25 protein-coding genes are annotated in these 21,871 nt (G+C 52.2%); 11 read left to right on the plus strand and 14 right to left on the minus strand.

Annotated elements, in window-relative coordinates:
- Positions 1-78: 78 nt before the first annotated feature.
- A complete protein-coding gene (locus HU175_RS00580; RefSeq protein ID WP_176564738.1) occupies positions 79-666 on the minus strand; it encodes an RNA polymerase sigma factor in 588 nt (195 codons plus the stop codon).
- Positions 667-879: 213 nt separating this feature from the next.
- Here HU175_RS00580 and HU175_RS00585 point away from each other — a divergent pair, with 213 nt between their 5' ends.
- Positions 880-1,485: a hypothetical protein gene (locus HU175_RS00585; protein ID WP_176564739.1), complete on the plus strand. Its 606-nt coding sequence runs from the start codon at positions 880-882 to the stop codon at positions 1,483-1,485.
- A gap of 7 nt (positions 1,486-1,492) precedes the next feature.
- On the opposite strand, the gene HU175_RS00590 is transcribed toward HU175_RS00585, so the two are convergent.
- The 6 genes from HU175_RS00590 to HU175_RS00615 all read right to left on the minus strand — a co-directional run bounded on the left by HU175_RS00590 (position 1,493) and on the right by HU175_RS00615 (position 7,777).
- Entirely contained in the window at positions 1,493-1,891 is a 399-nt protein-coding gene (locus tag HU175_RS00590) for a response regulator (protein WP_176564740.1), read from the minus strand.
- Positions 1,892-2,067: 176 nt separating this feature from the next.
- Entirely contained in the window at positions 2,068-3,147 is a 1,080-nt protein-coding gene (gene egtD / locus HU175_RS00595; RefSeq protein ID WP_176564741.1) for an L-histidine N(alpha)-methyltransferase, read from the minus strand.
- Positions 3,111-4,283 carry an ergothioneine biosynthesis protein EgtB gene (gene egtB, locus HU175_RS00600; protein ID WP_176564742.1) on the minus strand — a complete coding sequence of 391 codons (1,173 nt, stop codon included), beginning with the start codon at positions 4,281-4,283 and terminating at the stop codon, positions 3,111-3,113. Before egtB ends, egtD begins: the two co-directional genes overlap by 37 nt.
- 91 nt (positions 4,284-4,374) lie before the next feature.
- On the minus strand, positions 4,375-4,638 hold the full coding sequence (locus HU175_RS00605; protein ID WP_176564743.1) for a UBP-type zinc finger domain-containing protein: 264 nt from the start codon (positions 4,636-4,638) through the stop codon (positions 4,375-4,377).
- A 55-nt stretch (positions 4,639-4,693) separates the two neighbouring features.
- A complete protein-coding gene (locus HU175_RS00610) occupies positions 4,694-6,355 on the minus strand; it encodes an FAD-dependent oxidoreductase (RefSeq protein ID WP_176564744.1) in 1,662 nt (553 codons plus the stop codon).
- A 6-nt stretch (positions 6,356-6,361) separates the two neighbouring features.
- Positions 6,362-7,777, minus strand: coding sequence for an ATP-binding protein (locus HU175_RS00615; protein WP_176564745.1), 1,416 nt, complete (start codon positions 7,775-7,777; stop codon positions 6,362-6,364).
- An 83-nt stretch (positions 7,778-7,860) separates the two neighbouring features.
- On the opposite strand from HU175_RS00615, the gene HU175_RS00620 reads away from it, so the two are divergent.
- Positions 7,861-8,754, plus strand: coding sequence for a ChaN family lipoprotein (locus HU175_RS00620; RefSeq protein ID WP_176564746.1), 894 nt, complete (start codon positions 7,861-7,863; stop codon positions 8,752-8,754).
- Between the two features lie 53 nt (positions 8,755-8,807).
- Complete coding sequence (locus HU175_RS00625; RefSeq protein ID WP_176564747.1) at positions 8,808-9,317, plus strand: hypothetical protein; 510 nt, start codon at positions 8,808-8,810, stop codon at positions 9,315-9,317.
- Between the two features lie 30 nt (positions 9,318-9,347).
- Here the strand turns inward: HU175_RS00625 and HU175_RS00630 are convergent, their stop codons facing one another.
- Positions 9,348-9,860: a hypothetical protein gene (locus tag HU175_RS00630; RefSeq protein WP_176564748.1), complete on the minus strand. Its 513-nt coding sequence runs from the start codon at positions 9,858-9,860 to the stop codon at positions 9,348-9,350.
- Between the two features lie 109 nt (positions 9,861-9,969).
- Between HU175_RS00630 and HU175_RS24725 the strand changes: the two genes are divergently transcribed.
- Entirely contained in the window at positions 9,970-10,377 is a 408-nt protein-coding gene (locus HU175_RS24725) for a transposase (RefSeq protein ID WP_228724272.1), read from the plus strand.
- The gene (locus HU175_RS24730) at positions 10,352-10,708 is read left to right on the plus strand and encodes a hypothetical protein (protein WP_228724273.1); all 357 of its coding nucleotides are present in this window, start codon (positions 10,352-10,354) and stop codon (positions 10,706-10,708) included. Before HU175_RS24725 ends, HU175_RS24730 begins: the two co-directional genes overlap by 26 nt.
- Before the next feature lie 544 nt (positions 10,709-11,252).
- Here HU175_RS24730 and HU175_RS00640 read toward each other — a convergent pair.
- Complete coding sequence (locus HU175_RS00640) at positions 11,253-12,344, minus strand: hypothetical protein (protein WP_228724274.1); 1,092 nt, start codon at positions 12,342-12,344, stop codon at positions 11,253-11,255.
- 230 nt (positions 12,345-12,574) lie between these two features.
- On the opposite strand from HU175_RS00640, the gene HU175_RS00645 reads away from it, so the two are divergent.
- Genes HU175_RS00645 through rimK form a run of 4 tightly spaced genes read left to right on the plus strand, consistent with a single transcriptional unit; the run spans position 12,575 to position 16,347 of the window.
- Positions 12,575-13,768, plus strand: a complete 1,194-nt coding sequence (locus tag HU175_RS00645) for a putative sugar nucleotidyl transferase (RefSeq protein ID WP_176564749.1) — start codon at positions 12,575-12,577, stop codon at positions 13,766-13,768.
- A gap of 5 nt (positions 13,769-13,773) precedes the next feature.
- On the plus strand, positions 13,774-14,901 hold the full coding sequence (gene holB / locus HU175_RS00650; RefSeq protein ID WP_176564750.1) for a DNA polymerase III subunit delta': 1,128 nt from the start codon (positions 13,774-13,776) through the stop codon (positions 14,899-14,901).
- A gap of 5 nt (positions 14,902-14,906) precedes the next feature.
- A complete protein-coding gene (locus HU175_RS00655; protein WP_228724275.1) occupies positions 14,907-15,410 on the plus strand; it encodes an ATP-dependent zinc protease in 504 nt (167 codons plus the stop codon).
- Between the two features lie 28 nt (positions 15,411-15,438).
- Positions 15,439-16,347, plus strand: a complete 909-nt coding sequence (gene rimK / locus HU175_RS00660) for a 30S ribosomal protein S6--L-glutamate ligase (RefSeq protein WP_176569079.1) — start codon at positions 15,439-15,441, stop codon at positions 16,345-16,347.
- A 210-nt stretch (positions 16,348-16,557) separates the two neighbouring features.
- On the opposite strand, the gene HU175_RS00665 is transcribed toward rimK, so the two are convergent.
- The 5 genes from HU175_RS00665 to HU175_RS00680 form a co-directional block, all read right to left on the minus strand.
- Positions 16,558-17,574: an NADP-dependent oxidoreductase gene (locus HU175_RS00665; protein WP_176564751.1), complete on the minus strand. Its 1,017-nt coding sequence runs from the start codon at positions 17,572-17,574 to the stop codon at positions 16,558-16,560.
- A 58-nt stretch (positions 17,575-17,632) separates the two neighbouring features.
- Positions 17,633-18,028, minus strand: coding sequence for an alpha/beta fold hydrolase (locus tag HU175_RS24735; RefSeq protein ID WP_228724276.1), 396 nt, complete (start codon positions 18,026-18,028; stop codon positions 17,633-17,635).
- A complete protein-coding gene (locus HU175_RS00670; protein ID WP_228724277.1) occupies positions 17,926-18,480 on the minus strand; it encodes an alpha/beta fold hydrolase in 555 nt (184 codons plus the stop codon). Before HU175_RS00670 ends, HU175_RS24735 begins: the two co-directional genes overlap by 103 nt.
- 49 nt (positions 18,481-18,529) lie before the next feature.
- Positions 18,530-19,255, minus strand: coding sequence for an SDR family oxidoreductase (locus HU175_RS00675; protein ID WP_176564752.1), 726 nt, complete (start codon positions 19,253-19,255; stop codon positions 18,530-18,532).
- Positions 19,256-19,361: 106 nt separating this feature from the next.
- Positions 19,362-19,952 (minus strand): TetR/AcrR family transcriptional regulator, encoded by a 591-nt coding sequence (locus HU175_RS00680; protein WP_176564753.1) that lies wholly within the window; start codon positions 19,950-19,952, stop codon positions 19,362-19,364.
- A 312-nt stretch (positions 19,953-20,264) separates the two neighbouring features.
- Between HU175_RS00680 and HU175_RS00685 the strand changes: the two genes are divergently transcribed.
- Together HU175_RS00685 and HU175_RS00690 are read left to right on the plus strand one after the other, a co-directional pair.
- Positions 20,265-20,816, plus strand: a complete 552-nt coding sequence (locus tag HU175_RS00685; protein WP_176564754.1) for a hypothetical protein — start codon at positions 20,265-20,267, stop codon at positions 20,814-20,816.
- 138 nt (positions 20,817-20,954) lie between these two features.
- Positions 20,955-21,869 carry a TIGR01777 family oxidoreductase gene (locus HU175_RS00690; protein WP_176564755.1) on the plus strand — a complete coding sequence of 305 codons (915 nt, stop codon included), beginning with the start codon at positions 20,955-20,957 and terminating at the stop codon, positions 21,867-21,869.
- Positions 21,870-21,871 lie beyond the last annotated feature (2 nt).

The following is a 21,871-nucleotide window of genomic DNA, read 5'->3' on the forward strand; positions in this document are numbered from 1 at the left end:
CTTCTATTCTAGATTATCCGTTTTCGGTCCGGATGTACTCATTATTTGTTAAAAAATTTGTAAGCCCAGTCCAATTCCTCAGAACTGCAGTAAAAACAGCCACAGCACGTACGTCCAGAGATCCCGCAGTCGCCGGAGTGAGTTCTGTAACAGGTTAGCCACCGACTGCGCATTGATGTTCATGGTTTGTGCAATCTGCTCGTAGGACAGGTTTTCGTAGTAGCGCAAATACAGGGCTTCCCGCTGTCGTTTGGGCAGGGCCGACAGTCGATTGTTGAGTTGTTGGGTAGTCGAGGACCAGTTTTCCTGGCTGATGAGCTGGCTTTCGATGGTTTCTTCGTCGGCCTGCTCGTTGCTTTCGTCCCAGGCGTCCTCCGGCAATTGATGCTGATGGTGTTTGATCAGTTGATGACGTAGCGTTTTAAGGAGATAAAACTTGACGGACTGGGTATCGCCCACAAAACCGCGACGTTCCCATAGCTTCAGAAACATGTCCTGGATACAATCTTCAATCAGCATCGTATCCCTGGTAAAACGAGTGGCGTAATTGAACAGGGAACGGTAATATTTTTTGGATAGCTGCCCCAGCGCCACTGTATCTCCTTTCCGAAATTGCTGCCAGAGAAGCTGGTCGTTTGTAGCAAAAAGGGAATCGGAGTTGGGCATCGTAAACGGAATTAGGATACTAATTTACCGAATAACGAGTGCAGATGACTACTTAAAGATAAAATAGTACCATAATCATACAAATTCCGCTTTTCTGATCTATCCAATGCGCCTAAAGACCAAAACAGAACACTAGCTCTTTTGTGGGAACACAATCAGACGTAGTATGTTAACCAGCCAACGGGACCGATTCATTTTGCCCATCCGACAGCCATGAAACGAACCAACGTACTCAGTCAGCTTCGCCACGAGATCAAGGTATTACAGGGTGAGGAGGTTAAGCACAAAACTTACTCCAGTCAGCGGGTACTTCCTGACGAGACAACGGCCCACCAACTCTTCGGCCAGGCGGTTCAGCGTCTTTTTGATGTTAACAGCTGGTCGTCCATTTCGGCATTCACCTCTGATTTTGTTTTGCATGATGCCAATGGGCATCCCAAGCCAGGCGGTTTTGTGGAGACTGGCGACTACATAAAAGTGTCGCTGCCGGGTCCGGTACCCAAAAGCTGGGTCCATGTACAATCGGTAGTTTCCGCTGCCAGTCTGGCCGAATTTACGGTGCACCCTTCTCAGGAGCCGGGAAACCAGCACACCGAAACCAGACACTTTTTTCGGAAGGAGTCCAGCAGTACGTTCCGCGTAGAAAAACAGGGCACTTCAATAATAGCCAGTGAAATTGGCCGGAATGAGCGAATCAACAACGAAGGCGGGCAGGCCGGTGAACACGCGCTGATCAACACGGCGATTGCCGAAATGGGCTGGCTTTTTTATCAGAAAATTCAGTGGAAAACCCTGACCGATTACCTGGCAGGAGTCTGATTACTTTCTACTGTTGCAGCCACCGGGTTGTTACCCAGTTCAGTAACCCTTTGGTTGTTTCCAGACTAACCGGTTTTATCCGGTAATCGGTTGCGCCCAGAAGCATGGCTTTTTCCCGGTCCCGCTCATCGTGCGATGCGGTCAGTATAACCACGGGGATGTCTTGGTAGGTCGACTGATTGCGTAACCTCCGAAGCACCCGAAAGCCATCCAGCCGACGCATATACAGGTCCAGCAGCACGACCTTTGGCAAGCGGGGAGTCTGCCGCAGCGAATGAAGAAACTCGTCGCCGTCTTTTAAGAAAGTGGGGACAATAGCCGGATTAGCAGAACGTAACGCAAGTCCCATAATCAGGTGACTATCGGGCTCGTCATCAACCAGCCACAGGGGCGAAAACTGATTCATAGTCGTAGCGGGAAAGCGAAGGCAAGCTAATGAAATTCAGCGAATTACCAACGTTCTGTAACTATTTTCCGATACTTAACAACTTGCTTATCTTCATCATTACCGTAACGGCATCTGTTTTTTAGCCACAAAAAAACCGGGAATACCCGGTCTTTTTTGTAGAATGCTTAACGTAACTATCGCTCAAATACTACGTCAGCAAAGTAGCCTTTACAATCCGTCAGCCAGCCCGTTACCGAGAAACCGGTCAGGCCAGCCAGTCCGTTAATGTCGGCCGGGGTGAACTTCCGGGAAATCTCCGTGTGAATGATCTCGCCGTAGTCGAATGCTACGTCCATATCGAGGGCGTTGATCCGGACGGTCTGCGTTTTCTGACTGACCAGATAACTCCGGGCCTCACCGGTTTCCGGATTGTAGGTTTCGTAATGATCAAACGAAGCCAGATCGAAACGGGCGTCAAGATCCCGGTTCAGGCGACGCAGCAGATTCAGATTAAACGCCCGTGTCAGGCCCTGACGATCGTTGTAGGCCGCATGGATAACGGCCGGATGCTTCCGCAGATCGAAACCCGTCAGAACCAGGTCGCCGGGGCGAAGCCGGTCGCTGATCTGCTGGTAGAAATCGACGGCTTCGTCAGGCGCGAAATTACCGATGTTCGACCCAAGAAACAGTACCACCCGCCGGGCGTCGGACTCGGCCGAGAGTTGTTCCAGTGCGTTGAAATAATCGTCATGCCGGGGGTTAAGCCGAATATCGGGCCACTGCCGCCGAATATCGGCCGTTAGACCGTCCAATGCGTCGGCCGATATATCCACCGGCGCGTACGTAAACGATACGCCCCGCTCGACGAAATAGGACAGCAGCACTTTGGTTTTCAGGCCATCGCCCGCCCCCAGTTCCACCAGTTCAAATGGCCGACCATCGGGCTGAAACAGCCGTAGCAGTTCCGCTTTCTGCGTCTCCAGAATTTCGTACTCCGACCGGGTCAGGTAGTACTCCGGCGCATGCATAATCGCCTGGAAAATCCGGCTGCCCTCGGCATCGTAGAAGAACCGTGACGACAGGCGTTTTGGTGTTTGCCGCAGGCCGGTACGTACTTCTTCGGCCAGCGCCGGATCTATATCGGCTTGTTGCTCCTGATTGGTTGTAAGCTCACTAACCTGGGGTGCATCAACCTGGGGTGCACTAACCTGGGTTGCACTACCCAGAGGATCGATATTTACTGATCCGCTAAACGTATTCCCGTATACTGCCATCGTTTGTCAGGTTGAAAGAAATTGCGGTACGTTGGCCGGGCATGACCATCGGGCGTGGCGATCGACGCGCCCCGTAGTACAATCTGTCCACTCATAAATTTTCCATTGTATTCGCCCACGGCCCCCTCGGCGGTTGTAAAGCCGGGATAAGGCAGGTAGGCCGAATTAGTCCACTCCCATCGCGTGCCCCACGCAAAGGCGTTATCAGCCTGCGTGGCCGCTTCCCATTCAAACTCGGTGGGGAGTCGCTGCTGTTTCCAGCGGGCGTACGCATCGGCCTCATACTGGCTGACGTGCGTAACGGGCGCGTCGGGGTCCAGCCGTTGCAGGCCATCGAAGGTGTATGTATACCACAGGCTCTCGATTTTATGCCAGTATAAGGGGGCCTGAATCTGGTTGGTGTTCACCCACGCCCAGCCATCGGCCAGCCAGTAGCGGAAATTCCGGTAACCACCGGCTTCCACGAAGGCCAGGTATTCCGCGTTGGTTACCAGCCCGCCCGAGATTGTTGTTTCGTTCAGATACACCTTATGCGGTCCCAGCTCGTTGTCGAAGCAAAACCCTTTTCCCTGGTAGCCTATGGTGTAAATACCCTCGCGCAGCGTTACCGACGGACCTGACACTAGTGGAGGATTTTCCTGCACGGGCATGTCGATGGCCGGCAGCAACGGGTTGTTGCCCAGAATATATTTGATATCGGTAATAAGGAGTTCCTGGTGCTGCTGCTCGTGGTTCAGTCCCAGTTCGATGAGGGTGTGTAACGTATCAGTCAGTTCCACCGTTTCCAGAAACTGCTGCATGTACCCGTCAACGTAAGCCCGGTACTGATAAACGCCAGCTACCGTCGGACGGCTTAGATTCCCCCGATCGGTACGCAGTACGCGCTTGCCCACGGTTTCGTAATAGCTATTGAAAACGTAGCTAAAGTCCTCGTGAAAGGGTTTATAACCGGGTAGATTCGGTGTCAGCAGGAAGGTTTCCCAGAACCAGGTGGTATGACCAATGTGCCATTTTGGGGGACTTACGTCCGCAACGGGCTGCACGACGTAGTCTTCCGTTTCCAGTCCCCGGCAGATCGCTTCCGAATGGGCGCGCACCCGCAGGTACTGGTCAGTTAAAGTTTGTTCAGCGATCACGATTGAATGATGAGAGTCCAGAAGTGAGGGTTCTCTCTATAACCAGTTCCAGCCGAATAAGTTGCGGATATACACCAAAGTAGATCGAGTACTAATACCGGGCCATTTCTTCATCAACGTAGCACCAGAGCCAGCGTTCATGTGGTTCGGCGGAGGCAACAACCGGGTGCTGCGTCTTATGAAAATGCTTCGTCGCGTGCTGGTTCGGCGACGAGTCGCAGCAGAGCGTAACGCCACAGGTCTGGCAGGTACGCAGGTGGACCCAGACGCCGTCCATCTGGACGCATTCTTCGCAGACGGCGGGTAGCTCGGGCAGTTGAACCGCCGTCAGATCAGTCAGGTGAGAACAGGCCATAGCAGTAAGTTTTAGAACATGGTTAAGGTACTGTCGATCATCCGGAGTAAGCCTGTTAGGTTTCAGCCAGGTACTTGTGGACAAAGCTGACGGCCATAGCCCCCTCGCCCACCGCCGACGCCACCCGGTTCATCGCTCCGGCGCGAACATCACCCGCGGCAAATACCCCAATGCTGCATGTTTCAAGCAGATGAGGCTCCCGATCATACCGCCAGACTTTCTTGAAATCGGCGTATCGGGCCAGATCCCGGCCGGTAGCAATAAACCCTTTGGGATCTTTGATGATGTCCATCTCGATCCAGTCGGTCAGCGGTTTGGCACCAATGAAAATAAACAGTCCCCCCGCTGACACGGTCCGTTCGGTATCGGTATCCAGGTCTTTCAACACCAGTTCTTCCAGGTGATCGTGACCTTTGCCTTCAATCACTTCCGTGCAGCCCAGCACTTTGATGTTGGGCGTCCGGTCGATCTGGTCAATCAGGTACTGCGACATAGTTTCGCTCAGGCCGCGCCGGTGAACACAGATAAATACTTCGGAAGCCACCCGCGACAGGTACATAGCCCCCTGCCCCGCCGAGTTACCGCCCCCAACGACATAGACCGGCTTATCTTTGAAAGCATAGGCTTCGGTCGTAGCGGCCCCGTAATACACGCCCGCTCCGGTAAATTTCTGCAGACTTTCGTTCTCCAGCTGCCGGTACGACACACCCGTACTTAGAATAACTGCCCGCGTGACCAGTTGACTACCATCGGCCATACTGACCGTCTTGTACTGCCCACTGGACGTAATGGAAACAACTTCCTGCGGAGCCAGAAATTCGACTCCGAAACGTGTTGCCTGCGAAATAGCCCGGCGCGTCAGGTCGGCTCCGCTCAGGCCGTTTGGAAACCCCAGGTAATTTTCAATTCGGGAACTGGTTCCGGCCTGCCCGCCCGGTGCTCGTTTGTCGATCAGAATGGTTTTCAGCCCTTCTGACCCACCATACACCGCTGCCGCCAGACCGGCAGGACCAGCCCCAACAATGGCCAGGTCATACAGTTCGGCTTTAGCCTTCGGCTGCAGGCCCAGCTTAGTACCCAGGTCACTTAGACTCGGCTGCGCCAGCACCGTACCATCGGCAAAGGAAACGACGGGCAGATCTGCCTGACTGAGTTCATTCTGAGACAGCAGCTCCTCCGCTCGGGGATCACTTTCGATGTCAAGCCACTGATACGGGAACAGATTTCCCGCCAGAAAATCTTTCAACTCATGCGACTGGGGCGAAAACTGATAGCCAACGAGCTGTAGGCCATCGAAGCCGGGACGATACGTCGACTGCCAGTCACTCAAGAGGTCGTCGAGTACGGGATATAGCTTTTCTTCGGGTGGATTCCAGGGCTTACCGATGTAGTAATCCAGTTGCACCTCGTTGATCGCGCGAATGGCGGCTTCCGTGTCGGAGTAGGCTGTCAGCAGCGCCCGCTTGGCGTTGGGAAACAGCTTTCGGGCCCTGGACAGAAAATCAACGCCCGTCATACCCGGCATGCGCTGATCGGATAGAAACAAAGCAACCTGTTCTTTCTTCCGGACCAGATCCGGCAACGCGTCCAGCGCTTCCTGCGCCGATTCGGTGCATAAGATCCGGTAGTGCTTTCGGTAGTGCTGACGCAGGTCGTGCTGAATAGCCTGTAACACCTGCGGATCATCGTCAATGGCAAAAATAATCGGGAGTTTCATAAAGGGCTAGTTGGTTGGCAGGCACACGCAGAACTCCGTCCGGCCCGGCTTTGATTCGAATTTAATGGATCCGTTGTGCTGTTTCACAATGCCCCGCACGATATCGAGCCCCAGACCGGTTCCTTTGCCAATTTCCTTGGTCGTAAAGAATGGTTCAAACAGCTTATCCCGAATCGACTCGGGGATACCGCTGCCGTTGTCAGTTATTTTCGTCAGCAGAAATTCCTCGCCATCACTATGCCGCTCGACTTCGCTGCTGATGGTGAGCGTTCCTCCATCGGCCATAGCGTCAATGGCGTTATCGATCAGGTTGGTCCACACCTGGTTGAGTTCGCCCTGCCGACCGCAGACGGTGGGTAGATCGTTCGGCATATCGACGGTCAGCTGAATGTGTTTACTTTTGAGCTTGTGCCCAAGCAATGTCAGCGTACTATGAATACCGTCGGCCAGCTGAAACGAATCCCGCCCCGAACTCCGGTCCATGTGGGTGTAGTTCTTGATCGACGTAACAAGCGTAGCAATCCGTTCCGACGCCTGGCCGATGTCGTTCACCAGGCGCTCGGTCATGAGGTTGTCCACCAGCCAGCGCATAGCCCCAGGCAGGTTTTCTTCGCCAATCTGCTCCAGCAACGTATCGAGTTCATCAACGGTGAATCCATATTCGGTTAGCGGCCCGACAATGTCCATAGACGCACCGGATTCGTCATCGTTCATCCCATGCTCGTCGAGCCAGTCCAGCAAATCATCTTCCAGACTGCTCCGTTCCATCATCGACAAGGGCTTTCGGTCGGTCTGATTGATTTTCTGATGAAACAGATCGCTGATGGCGTCTACCTGTGTATCGTTCAGATTCAGCCGCATCAGCGCCTTGAATACGTCCGGCGCTACGCATCGGTAATCCCGTAACGTTTCGGCAGAACGGGCCACGGCAGCAACGGGATTGTTCAGTTCATGGGCCAGCCCCGCCGACAGTCGCCCCAGCGAGGCCATTTTATCCTCCAGCTGCGTTTGCCGGGTAATTTCGCGCACGCGGCTGGTCATCTGCTGCACCAGCGCTTCCGTCAGCTCGTAACAGGTCTGCGTCATCTCCCGGAAGTGATCGCGGTGCATGCGTACTACGTAAGCAGGCTCTTCTACAATGACGCGGTTGTTCATTTCTTTCATCCGCGAAAAAGGCAGCACGCCCATCACCGAATAAGGGCCGTACGTAATCAGATCATCGTCGTGCCCCGGATGCCCGGTATCGATTACGATAACACCTTCCAGAATCAGCGTCAAATAATCGACCGGTTCACCGGGGTTATTCAAAACATGATTAGCTGGATAGCGCTCTTCCTGCGCCCGGTCCAGTAACCAGCGCAGGTGCTCATCGGGCACGAACGCAAAAAATGAAAACTGACGTAAGGTTTCTAACAGCGTCATACCGTAATTTCAGCAGCTTAACTCAAACAGGTAACTAATGCTGAACCGGATTGGTTACAGCGGTACATACTCGACTTTCCACCATGCGCGCAGTCCTCTTTCTGCTTTGCCTTGTCGGTTTTGCGTTTCAACCCGACAAACCAGCCTACCAGCTTTACACGGCCAATCTGAAAACCACTACGTACAATAAACTGGCCCAGCAGGCTGCCAGCGCCGACGTGGTGCTGTTCGGCGAACTGCATAACAACGCTCTGTGCCACTGGCTGGAGCTGCAATTAACCAAAAGTCTGCAACAGGAGAAAAAAGGGGCGCTGGTGCTGGGGGCCGAAATGTTTGAAGCCGATAACCAGCAGGCGCTGACGGATTACGTAGATGGCCGTACGACCGACAAGGAATTTGCGGCCCAGGCCCGGCTCTGGCCGAATTTCAATACCGATTACAAACCTATTGTCGACCTAGCCAGGGAGAACAAGGTTCCGTTCGTGGCGACCAACGTGCCCCGTAAATATGCCAGTTTGGTGGCCCGTAAGGGATTAACAGCGCTGGATACGTTATCTGCCGAGGCCAAGCAACAGATAGCTCCGTTGCCCATTACGGTCGATCTGACGCTGCCGGGTTATAAAGGCATGCTTGATATGATGGGCGGGCATGGTTCAGGCGACAGCAAGAACCCACACGTCGGAAACGCGGATATATCGGCCAATTTTGCCCGAGCGCAGGCCATTAAGGACGCGACCATGGCGCACTTTATTTTGCAGAACCTGAAGCCCGGTCAGACGCTGCTGCACCTCAACGGCGATTATCACTCCAAAAACTTCGAAGGCATCGTCTGGTATCTGCGCAAGCAGCGACCAGACCTGAAAATCGTGACCATCTCTACCGTCGAACTACCGGATATTGAGAAACCGAAAGCCGACAACAAGCAGCTCGCCGACTTTATCCTAGCTATCCCCGACGACATGGCCAAGACGTATTAAAGATTGGAGTTATCCGCTTTAGCCTGACGTAACGTTTGATTAGACCTGGTATTATGAACATTCATACATGGCAGCTTTTGCTTACAAATATATTGTTGGCACTGGGGCTTAACGTCATATTCTTTCCTCAGAGTAATGATGACTGCCCGGATCCAGATAAGTATTCTCCAGAAAAATCTTTATCGATAGAAATCAACAATAAGCGATACGTTATTTACGAGGCAATCAACGAATCAAGGGATGATAGGTTTTTGGTAATCAACTATGGCAGCTACTGCCGGACAAATAAAAAATCGTTACTATCTACTGAATCAAGAAGCGGATACGCCACCAACTTTATAAAGAAATTACCCAATGGATTTTGTTATTCATTTGAATACGGCAATCGTTATCATTATGAATACGAATTATATTTTCGGAACATACGAGGAGATTTCTACCTATACAAAGTCATCAAAAAAACAGCAGACCTGTCAAAGAATAGTCCTAGACAGAAAATTACCACGATACCTGTCAACAATTTAAGCTTTGATGTATTTAATGTTGGATCTTATTTACAGTAAATATGAACAATTAATCACATTTTCATAAAACTACTTTCCAACAAGAGAAATAATTGACTGCCAATAGATTCCCATTTGACCTCTGGTAGTCAGGTTACTTTGTTTTAGTTGATGAATAATACGATTGTAGCTTAATCGGCCGCTGATCAACCGCTGAAGATTATCGCAGCCCGCAAAGCGGTCAAATACAAACTCCCAATCGGCATAATAACTCACCATAGCGTAGAGTTCAGGTTCAACTTCATCTTGGCTAATTTTATCATCCAGAGTATCTATAAGTCGCGTCTCTGCTTGCGGGTCAATATCATTAATGCCACTCAGGAAGGGAGGCTCTACTAGGGCATACCATTGGAGAAACAAACCCCTCTTCAGGGCTTCGCTGTTTTCCTGAGCAAGAGCAGCATACTGGCTATGCACTTGTTTATATGCCTCAAATACCCCCTCTTCTTCCAACTTTTTCAATTTTTCTTCGATCAGTCCGGCTGCATTATTGATTTGCAGAAGCAAGCCATTTTCCCTTTCACCCAACTGATATAAAGTCATACTAAGAAGCTGAAATCTGGTTTATAAGAATGTGTTTGGGAATTGAGAAGAGCTGAGCGTCGTGTCATCTTTGTGTCGACCGCCCGGCGGCCCGGCAAGACATACAGCAATGACTAAACAGTGGAAACCGCTCACCGACGCTCAGTGGGACGCAATTTCGCCTTTTTTCGCCCTTCAACGCAAACGAAAACATGATCTAAGACGGATCGTCAACATCATTTTATGGCTTTTGCGAACAGGTGGACAATGGCGGAATTTACCCTTTGATGATCTTCCCTGGCAATCAGTCTACTATTATTTCGACCGCTGGAAGCACAACGGAATCTTTGAACAAATTAACGCAGCACTCAATCAACTGTATCGGCAACGGGTTGGCAAAGAAAGCTTACCATCAGTTGTATGCATTGATTCTCACCGGGCCGCCGGGCGGTCAGTAAAGCTAGCTCCTATGATTTGGGAAGAGCGTGGTCTAGATGCTCATAAACGTGTTAATGCGGGGCCGCCCGTGCGGCCGTAAACGTCAGCTCATTGTCGATACCCAGGGGCGGCTATGGGTGGCGGGGGTCCACTCTGCTAATCAAGCTGATGGGGCAGCGGGTAGCAAGCTCATCGGCGCCCTGTTATGGCGAGCCGGAGAGCGGTTAGAAAAGGTGTTTGGTGATCAGGCGTATAATGGTGTCTTTGCCCAATCTTTGTCCGACTGGAGTATCGATTTTGAGAAGGCATCCCGCCCCGAATCAACTCGAGGTTTTGTCCCCATAGCTAAGCGTTGGGTCGTGGAACGGAGCATTGCCTGGACGAATCGCTCGGGCGACCCCGTTCTTCCGGCGGATCGTCAAAGATTATGAGTACACCGTATCTTCTTCGGTAAGTTGGCTGTATTTAGCTAATATTCAGATCATGTTACAACGAATCGAATTAGCCAACCAAACATAATTCCCAAACACGTTCTAAGACATAAGTACTAACCAACAGGCAAAAGAAAACGATAGGTGCTAAAGCCAACATAGGTCGCTTGAATAGCAACAGTTCAGGAGTAGCCTTCTGCCAATAAATGAGCTATTAGTCCATTTTCCATTCATACCAGTACTAGCGAACCGGTCGTCCACTTAGATTCTCCTGACCTTCTAGGACCTTTCCGGCAACATACCAAGCAGATCCTATCAGCCAGCGCATAGGGATTCTACTAGGATCAGAAGAAAAACTGGAGGACATGGTAAGCCCGGCCATATTGCCCTGTTCCAACACCGGGCGATATATCACCGGTTAGACGATTTTCATAGATAGCAACATGAGTTTGTAAAAAAATATTGGACAGGATTACAGGATTTATAGACGCCTGAAAATCCTGTAATCCTGTCCAATATTTTTTTAACATGCTGTCAATCTTGTCTATTCTTTTTTGACGGATCCCGTTACTAACACCAAGTACTCGGTCACCAACGCCCAGTTGTGGGCTTCGCACTGCCAGCGCATCTGCACCCAGGGCCGGTCGGCAAATCGACGTAACCAGGGCTGTTCGTAGGCGGTCAGCATACCCGCGATAAAGAAATGAAACGTATCGAATGCCTGTTCGATATTGTCCAGATCAACGAGGAACGGTCGTTCACCCAGCCAGTGCAGCGCCGTTGTTAATAGTACCCGTTCGAGTTGGTTTGTAGCACGATTCAGTTGCTCATACGAATCGGCGACGAGCCGAGGTCGAGTAACTTCTAATTCCGGAATCGAAAACGCCGACAGCAGCCGCGCCAGGTGATAAATAATCAGCGAGGTCCGGGCGTAGTGGGGAGCACATTGAAACGGCTCCGTTACGTAGCGACCCGTCTCGACAATCGATCGTAGATACGTCAGCGCATCAGTATCGTGCTGGTTGCGGGGCAGGTTATCCTGATACACCCAGTAGAGCAGGTTGCTCAGCGCGCAGGCGTCAAAATCGACGGGCATGTTTTTACCGAACCAGGTTGAATAGGCCCGTAACTGTTGGTAGTCGGAATACGTATTTTGGATCAGGCGGGGGGGCTGGCTTCCGTTCGTGTGCTGACTTAACTTTTCCTTTAGCCACAGACGCTCAGTCGATGTCGTCTCCGTAGTCAGGTACACCATGGCCGTATCGTCAATATCGTCCGGAATCCGGAAGTGTTCGAAATGGCGAAACAGGTAGCCGTTGGAGAAGTGCTGCGACGGGCGCGTTGGCCAGAAATTGTAGGTTTTCAGTCCGTCCTTGTTCTGGAATCGCTCATAGGCCCGCTCGGCCCGTTCAGCAATGAGGTCGATCTGCTGCTGGGCGGCTGGCGAAACAGAATCGCGCAGACGCTGCAACGTAAAGACCGTTATGACCGTAAAAAAGATGTTGGTATCGGGACGCCGGTAAAACAGAGCCGCGTTGCTCCGGTATGATGCAAACAAACCATCAGGCTGCTGCAACCGGCTAATACGGTCAATGAGGGCGTCTGTCGTCAGGAGCACGGGTAAAGGTTTCGGCAAAAGTAAGCCCCAATGTTAAGAAAATGCTACGTTCGTTACAGAGCCCGGTTTGGAGGCTGCTTTTCCGATTTAAGGTCGGATATTTGCGGTTTAGATAGCGAGATGAAAGAGGTAAGATATGAGATGAAAGACTGACGCTAAGAAGAACCTGACATTTCCTGTCTATTATCTTGCGTCTTTTGCCTTTCCTCTTGTGTCACTTTTATCTTTCGTCTTTCATCTATGAGCAAATGCCCAATCTGATTTTATTCGACGACCCGAACCTGCGCACGGCACTGCTTCCCTTTACGTTTACCCGCCCGGTGGCTGGTATTCGCGTGGGGATTCAGACGCTGGCCGAAAAATGGGCCGACGTGTTCGACGTTACGCTGTCGTTTCTGACGGTATCTTATCTACAAACCAAGTTTCCGGCGGTTTCCACGACCGACAATCTATACATCAACGGCGCCGTTTGTCCAACGCCCGCGCTCCAGCAGGCTATTGCTGAGCTGGCACCTGAACAAGGATTAACAACACCGGACGGTCTGGTCTTGGCGCTACGTACGGCAAGTGCGCTGACCGATGCGCCCGCGTCGACCGACGCTACGTTCCAGTTTGATTTCTTTAGCGAGCCGCTCACGATTATCCGGCACGTCTGGGACATCTTTGCGGCAAACGGCGAGCAGCTTCGCGCTGACTTCGCCCGAATCACCGCCGGACGGCAGTCGCAGCCGATCACCGATCCGTTTACGCATTGCTACGTCCCGGAGAACGTCTTTCTGGAAGAGGGCGCGACGGTGAAAGCCGCCATCCTGAACGCTGAAGCGGGTCCCATCTACATTGGTCGGAACGCAACCGTCAGCGAAGGCGCTATCATTATCGGTCCGTTTTCGCTGGGGGAGGAATCGGCGGTTAATCTGGGGGGGAAGATGCGGCCCAACACCACTGTCGGCCCATTCTGCAAAGTAGGCGGTGAGGTAAACAACGCGGTTTTCTTCGGTTACAGCAACAAAGGCCACGACGGGTTTCTGGGCAACGCGGTTATTGGTGAGTGGTGCAACCTCGGCGCTAACGTCAATAACTCGAACCTGAAAAACGATTACAGCAACGTCAAACTCCACGCCTACGCCACGGGTCAGCTCGAAGATACGGGGCGTATGTTTTGTGGACTGCTGCTGGGTGATTTTTCGCGGGTGGGCATCAGCACCATGTTCAACACAGGTACGGTCGTGGGCGTCAGCACGAACGTCTTCGGCGGTGGTTTCCAACCAAAATTCATCCCTTCGTTCTCATGGGGAGGCACTGCCGACGGCTTTACAACCTATCGCATCGACAAGGCAATACAGGTGGCCCGTGAGGCTTTTGCCCGGCGCGGCAAACCATTCGATGCCGTAGAAGAGTCCATTCTGCGTACCATTGCTGATAACACGCAACCCACCCGCTAATCCCTATGCTTTTCAACGAAATCGTTGGTCAGGACGACACCAAACAGTTGCTGCTACGGGCGGTGCAGACGAACCATCTGGCCCACGCCCTGTTGTTCGACGGGCCGCAGGGCAGCGCTAATCTGGCGCTGGCGCTGGCGCTGGCCCAGTACGTCAATTGCGAAGACAAGCAGCCGGACGATTCCTGCGGTCGGTGCGCGTCCTGCGTGAAGATGCAGAAGCTCGTCCACCCCGACCTGCACATGGTTTTCCCAGTCGCCAATATGGCGAAGGGAAAAACGTCCGAAGCTTACCTCGCCGACTGGCGCAAATTCCTGCTCGACCAACCGTACCGGACTTTGTCGGAGTGGCTCGAAACAACAGGGGCCGATAATAAGCAGGGGAACATCTCAGCCGAAGAAGCCCGGAACATCCTGCAAAAGCTGTCACTGAAGTCGTACGAAGGAGCGTACAAGCTCATGCTGATCTGGTTGCCCGAGCTGATGAATGTTACGTCGGCCAACGCTCTGCTGAAAGTCCTGGAAGAGCCACCGGCACAGACGTTATTTTTGCTGGTAACGAACCAGTCAGACAAACTTCTGATCACGATTCTGTCCCGAACGCAGCGGGTAGCCGTATCGGCTTTTTCGGATGAGGAAGTCGCTACGTACCTGCGGCAGCATCAGAATATGGACGAAACCACCGCCCGGCGGCTAGCCTATCTGGCCGACGGCGATCTATCGGAAGCCCTGCAACGTAGTCGAACCGAAACCAGCGGGGGCGAAAGTTCGGATACGCACACCTGGTTTGCGGAGTGGATGCGCACCTGCTACCGGCAGGATTTGATTTCGCTCGTCAAACAGGCCGACCAGTTCGACGGTTTCAGCAAAGAGAAACAAAAGGGCGTGCTCGAGTACAGCCTTCGCCTGTACCGCGATCTGTTTTTGTGGCAGCAGGGAGCCAGTGCCCTGCTACGTCTGCCCGACGATGAACTGGCGTTCGTAAAAAACTTCGCCAAAGTATTGACCATCCAGCACATCGAGCGGATCGTGGCTGACCTGAACGAGGCCCTGTACCACCTCGAACGGAACGCCCGCGCTAAAATGCTGATGCTGGATATATCCTTGACATTTAGTCGATTGATTCGTTCCTAACCGGTATGACAGCCCGCGATGTATTGCCCAACCGGATTATCGGTATGACTGACCGGGTCGACTTCCCGGATCTGGGCCTGACCGACGTGCCAGCTAAAATTGATACGGGAGCGCTGACCTCGGCGCTGCATTGCCACGACGTATGGCTTGTTCAGTCCGAAACGCATTCGATCCTGCATTTCCGGACTATTGACCAGCATGGGCAGGTTTCCCGGCCCTTCACCCGGCACGAGTACAGCCAGCGGATGATCCGTAACTCATTCGGCGTGGCTGAATTACGATACGTCATCGAGTTGCGCCTTATTCTGTTCGGCGAAATTATTCAAACCGAATTTTCCCTGGCCGACCGGCAGCAGCTTCGCTTTCCGGTGTTACTGGGTCGTCGGCTGTTACGTAACCGCTTTGTGGTCGACGTAGCTCAGAAAGACCTTTCGTACACGGCCAAACAGCAGAATCGCCCGCAACAAAAAAACTCTTCGACAAACTCAACCGATGGCCCGTCGGCCTAACGACGGACCTCTGACCAATCTTTTCCAGATGCGTATCGCCATCCTATCGACCAGTCCGACACTATACTCAACCCGGCGGCTGCGAGAAGCCGCTCAGCAGCGAGGGCATGAGGCTATTGTGGTGAATCACCTCAACTGCCAGGTCATGATCGAAGGCGGCAAACCCTCAGTGTTGTACGAAGGTCAGGAACTTACCTCCGTGGACGCCATCATTCCCCGCATTGGCGCGTCGGCGACCGATTACGGCTGTGCCATCGTACGGCAGTTTGAGATGATGAAGGTATTTACTACCGCCAAATCGCAGGCCATCAGCCGGTCACGAAATAAATTGCGGAGCCTACAGGTGCTATCCAAAGCGGGCGTTGAACTGCCCAAAACCGTCTTTGCCAATCACCCCAAAAACGGTAACGTAACGAGGCTGATCGAACTGGTGGGCGGGCCGCCTGTCGTCATCAAATTACTCGAAGGAACCCAGGGCATCGGTGTCGTATTGGCCGAAACAGCCAAAGCCGCTAAGTCAACCATCGAAGCCTTTTACGGATTAAAAAAACACGTTCTGGTGCAGGAATTCATCGCGGAGGCCAAAGGCGCAGACCTTCGCGCGTTTGTCGTCGGCGGACGCGTGGTCGGAGCCATGAAACGGCAGGGAATCGAGGGGGAATTTCGATCTAATATTCACCGGGGCGGTAATGCGGTGCCCGTTACGCTAACGGCTGACGAGGAGCAGACAGCCATCGAAGCCGCCCGCGCCCTCGGCCTGAAAGTCGCGGGTGTTGATATGCTTCCCTCCGACCGGGGGCCGCTGGTGCTCGAAGTCAATTCATCGCCTGGCCTGGAAGGTATCGAAACCGCCACCGGCCTGGACATTGCCGCCGATATCATCGCTTACGTCGAAGACAAAATTCGCGCCGACGAAAGTGATATGGTAGGGGTATGATGGCGGCACTAGGTTCCCATTTTTCACTGATCTGAACTATACTAAAACGATATAATCTCGGCGTAAAAAGCAAATTAAGGCGGTTAGTTATAGCTTCCACATTTTCTCAGGCTTACAATGCTCTAGATGCCGATTGCCAGGCCAACCATCAGTTCGTCGGCGGGCAGGCCATCAGCTACGAGACTGATTACCCGCTGAAAGCCGTTCTAATTAGTAATTGAATGATTCTTTTACGTTGATGACTACTTTTCCTTTGGCCCGGCCGCTTTCCACGTAAGCCAAGGCGTCGTTGGCCTGCTCGAACGGATAGACCTTATCGACTACAGGTTTGATGACGCCGGTTTCCACCAGTTTACCAATTTCAGTCAGTTGCTGGCCGTTGGCCCGCATGAACAGGAACTGGTAATCGATGTTCCGCTTTTTGGCTTTTCGCCGGATACCCATGCTCAGTAAGTTCATCACGATTTTTACGAACCAGGGCGCGTTTTTCTGCTCCGCCAGATCGCCCGTGGGCGGGCCTGAAATGGAGACAACCGTGCCGCCGGGTTTCACTACGTTCAGCGATTTTTCGAGGGTTTTTGTGTCTTGGCTATTCAGTGCGACGTCGTAGTTGGTCAGAATCGTTTCAAAGTCCTGAGTCTTGTAATCGACCAGCACATCGGCGCCCAGCTTTTTCAGAGCGTCGAAACTAGTGGCTCCAGCGGTGGTTGCCACTTTTGCCCCCAAGTGTTTGGCAAGCTGAATGGCGACGGTACCAACCCCACCGGAACCCGCCTGAATGAACACGCTCTGCCCTTTTTTCAGGTGAGCCAGCTCGACCAGCGACTGCCAGGCGGTCAGCGTAACCAGCGGCAGGGAAGCCGCTTCTACCATCGAAATATTTTGGGGCTTCAGGGCTACGTCGTTTTCATCAATGGCAATGTGTTCAGCGAAGGCACCAATCCGGCCGTCGGCTGGCCGGGCGTAGACTTCATCGCCAACCTTGAATTTCTTCACTCGGCTTCCCACCTGCGTAACGACCCCCGCTACGTCGTGGCCCATGATCAGGGGGAGTTTGTAGGGTAGAATTAGCTTGAACTCGCCGGCTTTTACTTTGGTGTCCAGTAGATTCAGCCCGGCCGCATGAATGTCCACCAGCACGTCTGTATCGTTGACCCCGGGTTCGGGTACGTCCGTGAGCTGCATGACTCCCGCTTTATCGTATTTGTTAATCAGGAATGCTTTCATAGTGATTGATTTTTTGTGAGGATTTGTTTCGGTCCTTCTGGTTAGGGGTTTGACCGGATCAGGCTGCGTAAAAAGTCAGTGCGCGTTTTACAAAATCATCGTGATACTGAAAAATAGCGCCGTGGGCGGAATTCTCGTAGATGTGCAACTGCGCGTTGGGGAGCCGTTTGGCCAGATCGTAGGAGTTGGACGTGGGCACCATCCGGTCGTGGTCGCCATTGATCACCAGCACGGGCAGCGTGAATCCCGACAGATCGGCGGGTGACTCATGTCCCCATACCTTAATGGCGTGGAGTTGAGCCTGTAAATTACTAAGTCCGACCTCTTTATCCCGGTTTTCGGTCCGCTCCTTCAGGCGATCCAGGAACAGACGCGCGGCCTGTTTACCGGAGTCGGTCGAGTTGAAAAACAGGTAATATTTAGGGTCAACGAACGTAAATAATGCTTTGGCCATGTCCAGGTACGTAAGCCCGACGACATCGCTGATGCCTTCGCCCCCCGTGGACCCGTGCCGGCCAGAATCAGTTTCCGCACCAGAGTAGGTTCAAGCGCCATCAGTTCCTGCGTGATAAAACCACCCATCGAGAAGGCCAGAATATCTACTTTTTCGTAGCCCAGCGCCTTGATAAATGCCAGTCCGTCTTTCGCCATATCGGCAATGGATTCGGCATCGTCGCCCGACGAAGCACCTACGCCCCGATAATCGAATGAAATGATTTCGTGCCGGGTGGCCAGCGCATCCATAATGCTGGGGTCGGCATTGTCCAGATTGGCCGTCAAATGACCGAAATAAATGATCGGAACCGTCTGTTTCTGACCAAGCCGGCGATAAGCGAACGTGATGCCGTTGGCAGCGGTGATGAACTCGGTGGGTACCGTGGCATAGGTTGACTGGTGGGTTGTCATGACCGTGCTTAGTAAATTCTAATTGTAGAAAATGGCTGGCAGACCGTGCTCAATGGCTATTGGCTGAAAGCGACTCAGCTAACTGATGAAATCGTTTGGCATCGCCAACCGGCACCTCAAACTGGTCGGTGGCCAGCGCCAGAAACAGTTCGTCGGCTACTTCCGACGCTGGAATGCCCTTGGCGCCCCCTATCTCGGCCGAAAATTCCGTATTAACCAGGGGCGGATATAATTCGTAGATGTTCAGTTTATCGTTGTCGGCAAACGTATCGCGCAAGCCCTGGGTGTAGCTGTGCAGAGCGGCCTTACTGGCCGAGTACGTCGGCAGGTATTTGTTACCCCGGAAAACCGCAATAGACGTTACGTTGACGATGGCCGCATCGTCCTGTATTAGTAACAGGGGCAGTAGTTTCGACGTAAAATCAACGATACTCAAATAATTCGTATTGATCTCCTGGTAGGCTTTCTCGGCCGTGTTATTGGCGCTGTCGCTCAGGTTGTTCATAAACGCAGCCCCCGCATTGTTGACAACGATATTGACGTCCGGATGCTGTTCTGCCAGTTCACGGGCGATCCGAATCCGGTCCGCTTCCAGCGACAGATCGCCCTGAATGGCTACCGCATTCTCCAGTTCGCCCAGAGCTTTTTGCAGCCGTTCGGCACTGCGTCCGTTGATGATGATCTTGTTGCCCGCTGCGCTCAGTTTTTTGGCAATCGCTAGCCCAATGCCTGCGCTACCTCCGCTAATAAATACGGCATTTCCTGTTGTTTTCATGATTTTTGATTCTTAAAAATGTGGTTTAATCAATAGTTGGGTAATCATTGTGTGTAATTCTCTTAGCTCATTTTATACCTTTTGGTCTATTTTTTGACAAAAAAAATTAAGGCTTGTATTGGGCCAGTTCCGATTTCAGGCTTTTAATCAATGTTTGCATCGGCCCTACGGAGTCCAGGATTCTGCACATGATGAGCCCGCCCTCTACCGCAGCCACGAGTTTAAAGGCAAAGGCCTTCGGGTCCAGATTGGTCGGGAATTCGCCGTTTTGAATACCGGCTTCCAGCACCTGCGTAAGCTCCTGCTGACCGATTCTGATCAAAGAGGCCACCTTTTGTTTGATAATCGGGTAGCTGTCATCAGCTTCGACAGCCGTATTAAAAATAGGGCACCCACCTGGAATAAAGGTCTGGATTGGATCTTTGTAAAAATCCAGAAAGGCAAACACCTTCGCTTTTGCCGTTTTGGCGTTGTAAATAGCCTGGCGCATTCGGTCGGTAGTTTTACGCAGTGCCAAATCGATGACCTGCTCAGAGAGATCTTCTTTGCTCTGGAAATGCCCATATAGGCAGCCTTTCGTCAGCTTTGTAGCAGCAAGCACATCGTCTATGCTTACTCCAGCGATTCCCTTTGTATTATACAGGGGAACTGCCGTTTCCAGAATAAACTGCTTTGTTCTTTCGGCTTTCGTCAGCATGGTATCGATCATTAATCAGTCCGTAAATATACCAAAAAGTATATTTCACAAACAACAAACTCATTGATCTTTTTTACATGCTACTCTCCTTACATCAATTACGGTTGCTTACCGATTACCATAAATAGCTTTTTTTATACTCTCAACTCTCAAGCGATATATACGTTGCTTTTGTCCGCCATTTGATTGTTTATAACCGCTCTTAGTGAGAATCGTCCGGATCATCGAAGCGGAACGAATTGCTGACGCATTTTCTTCGTTTCTTCCGCTAATCCTGTTTTCTTCGCTCTTTCATTCTTTCGCTCTTTACTTATGCCTCTTGATCCTGAACTCAAAAAAGCCATTGTCCGGATGCCGGTTGGGGAGAAAGATAAACTCCTTCTGCGTCTGGTTGCCAAAGATGCGACGCTCACCGAAAAGCTTCAGTTCGAGCTGGTAGAAGAAGGAAACACCGTTGAAGAACGGCGCGAACTGATCCGGCAGTTTATCCGTCGGACGGCGAACCTGGGGCAGGATTCGGCCGGCTGGGTCATGATGGACATGCGGACTGTCAGCGGCTACATCACGCGCCACTTGAAAGTGACGAAGGATAAATACGGCGAGGTGGAGTTGATGTTGCTCATGCTCAATACGTTCTACGAACATAACGCTCATCTGCTTCAGAAATACAACTCCCGCACCGACAAAGCCGCCGAATACATCGCCAAGCGTGCGGAGCAGGTGCTGAAAAAAGCGGAGAAGCTTGATCCCGACTACTACATCGAGTTTTCCGATGGAATCAATAAGCTGCTGGGCTGGGTTCATTACGCTGCGCCATCGCAGTACGCCCGCCAGCTCGGCTTGCCGAAAGAGTGGCGGATGTAAAACTATTCCATTGTTGACTCACAGCTAGTTAATTTCTGTTTGCTCTTCCCCTAGCGCACAAGCCTTCTGTTTTGGTAAACCCAATGCATCCTAGTCGGTTATGTAGTACATAAATAGTACTATTTACATACTCACCGGATGAAACAGACTATCCTTATTACCGGCGGCACGGGCCTTATTGGCCGTCGTCTGACAGAGTTATTACAGCAACAGGGGTACCAGATCAGTTACCTCAGCCGGTCAACGAAATCAATTCCGGGGGTTAACGTCTATCAATGGGACGTCAAGAAAGGTCATCTCGATCCGCAGGCAATCATGACGGCCGATCATATCATTCATCTGGCCGGGGCGGGTGTGGCTGATGAGAGATGGACCGATGACCGGAAAGAAGAAATTCTCAATAGCCGGACGCAATCCACAGCGTTGCTGGCGCAGGCGCTGGCCAAAAATCCGCATAAAGTGAAATCGTTCATTGGCTCCTCGGCCATTGGCTATTACGGCAGTGATACCGGCGACCGTCCCTTGAACGAAACCAGCTCCGGTGGTTCTGATTTTCTGGCGCAGGTCACCCGTGCCTGGGAGCGCTCCGAAGATCAGGTAGCTGCCCTCGGCATCCGGACGGTGAAGCTGCGGATTGGCGTCGTATTGGCGCAGGACGGCGGGGCTCTGCCTAAACTGGCACAACCAATCCGGCTGGGTGCTGGCGCTCCGCTGGCTTCCGGGCAACAGTATATTTCCTGGATTCACCTCGACGACCTATGCCGACTCTTTATCCAGGCTGTTGAGGACGAGTCGTGGCAGGGGGTTTATAACGCCGTAGCACCGGGTCCAGTAACGAACGAAACGCTAACTCGCGACATCGCCAAAGTTCTGCGTCGCCCACTAATTCTACCCAATATTCCGGCGTTCGCGATCAAACTGATGTTCGGTGAAATGGCGACGACCGTCACGGGCGGGAACTACGTTCTCAACAAACGTATCACCGACGAAACGAGCTTCCAGTATCAATACGCAGATCTGAACCGGGCGTTGGAAAATCTGCTGAAGTCGTAATT

This window comes from Spirosoma sp. KUDC1026 (assembly GCF_013375035.1).
Classification (GTDB): Bacteria; Bacteroidota; Bacteroidia; order Cytophagales; family Spirosomataceae; genus Spirosoma.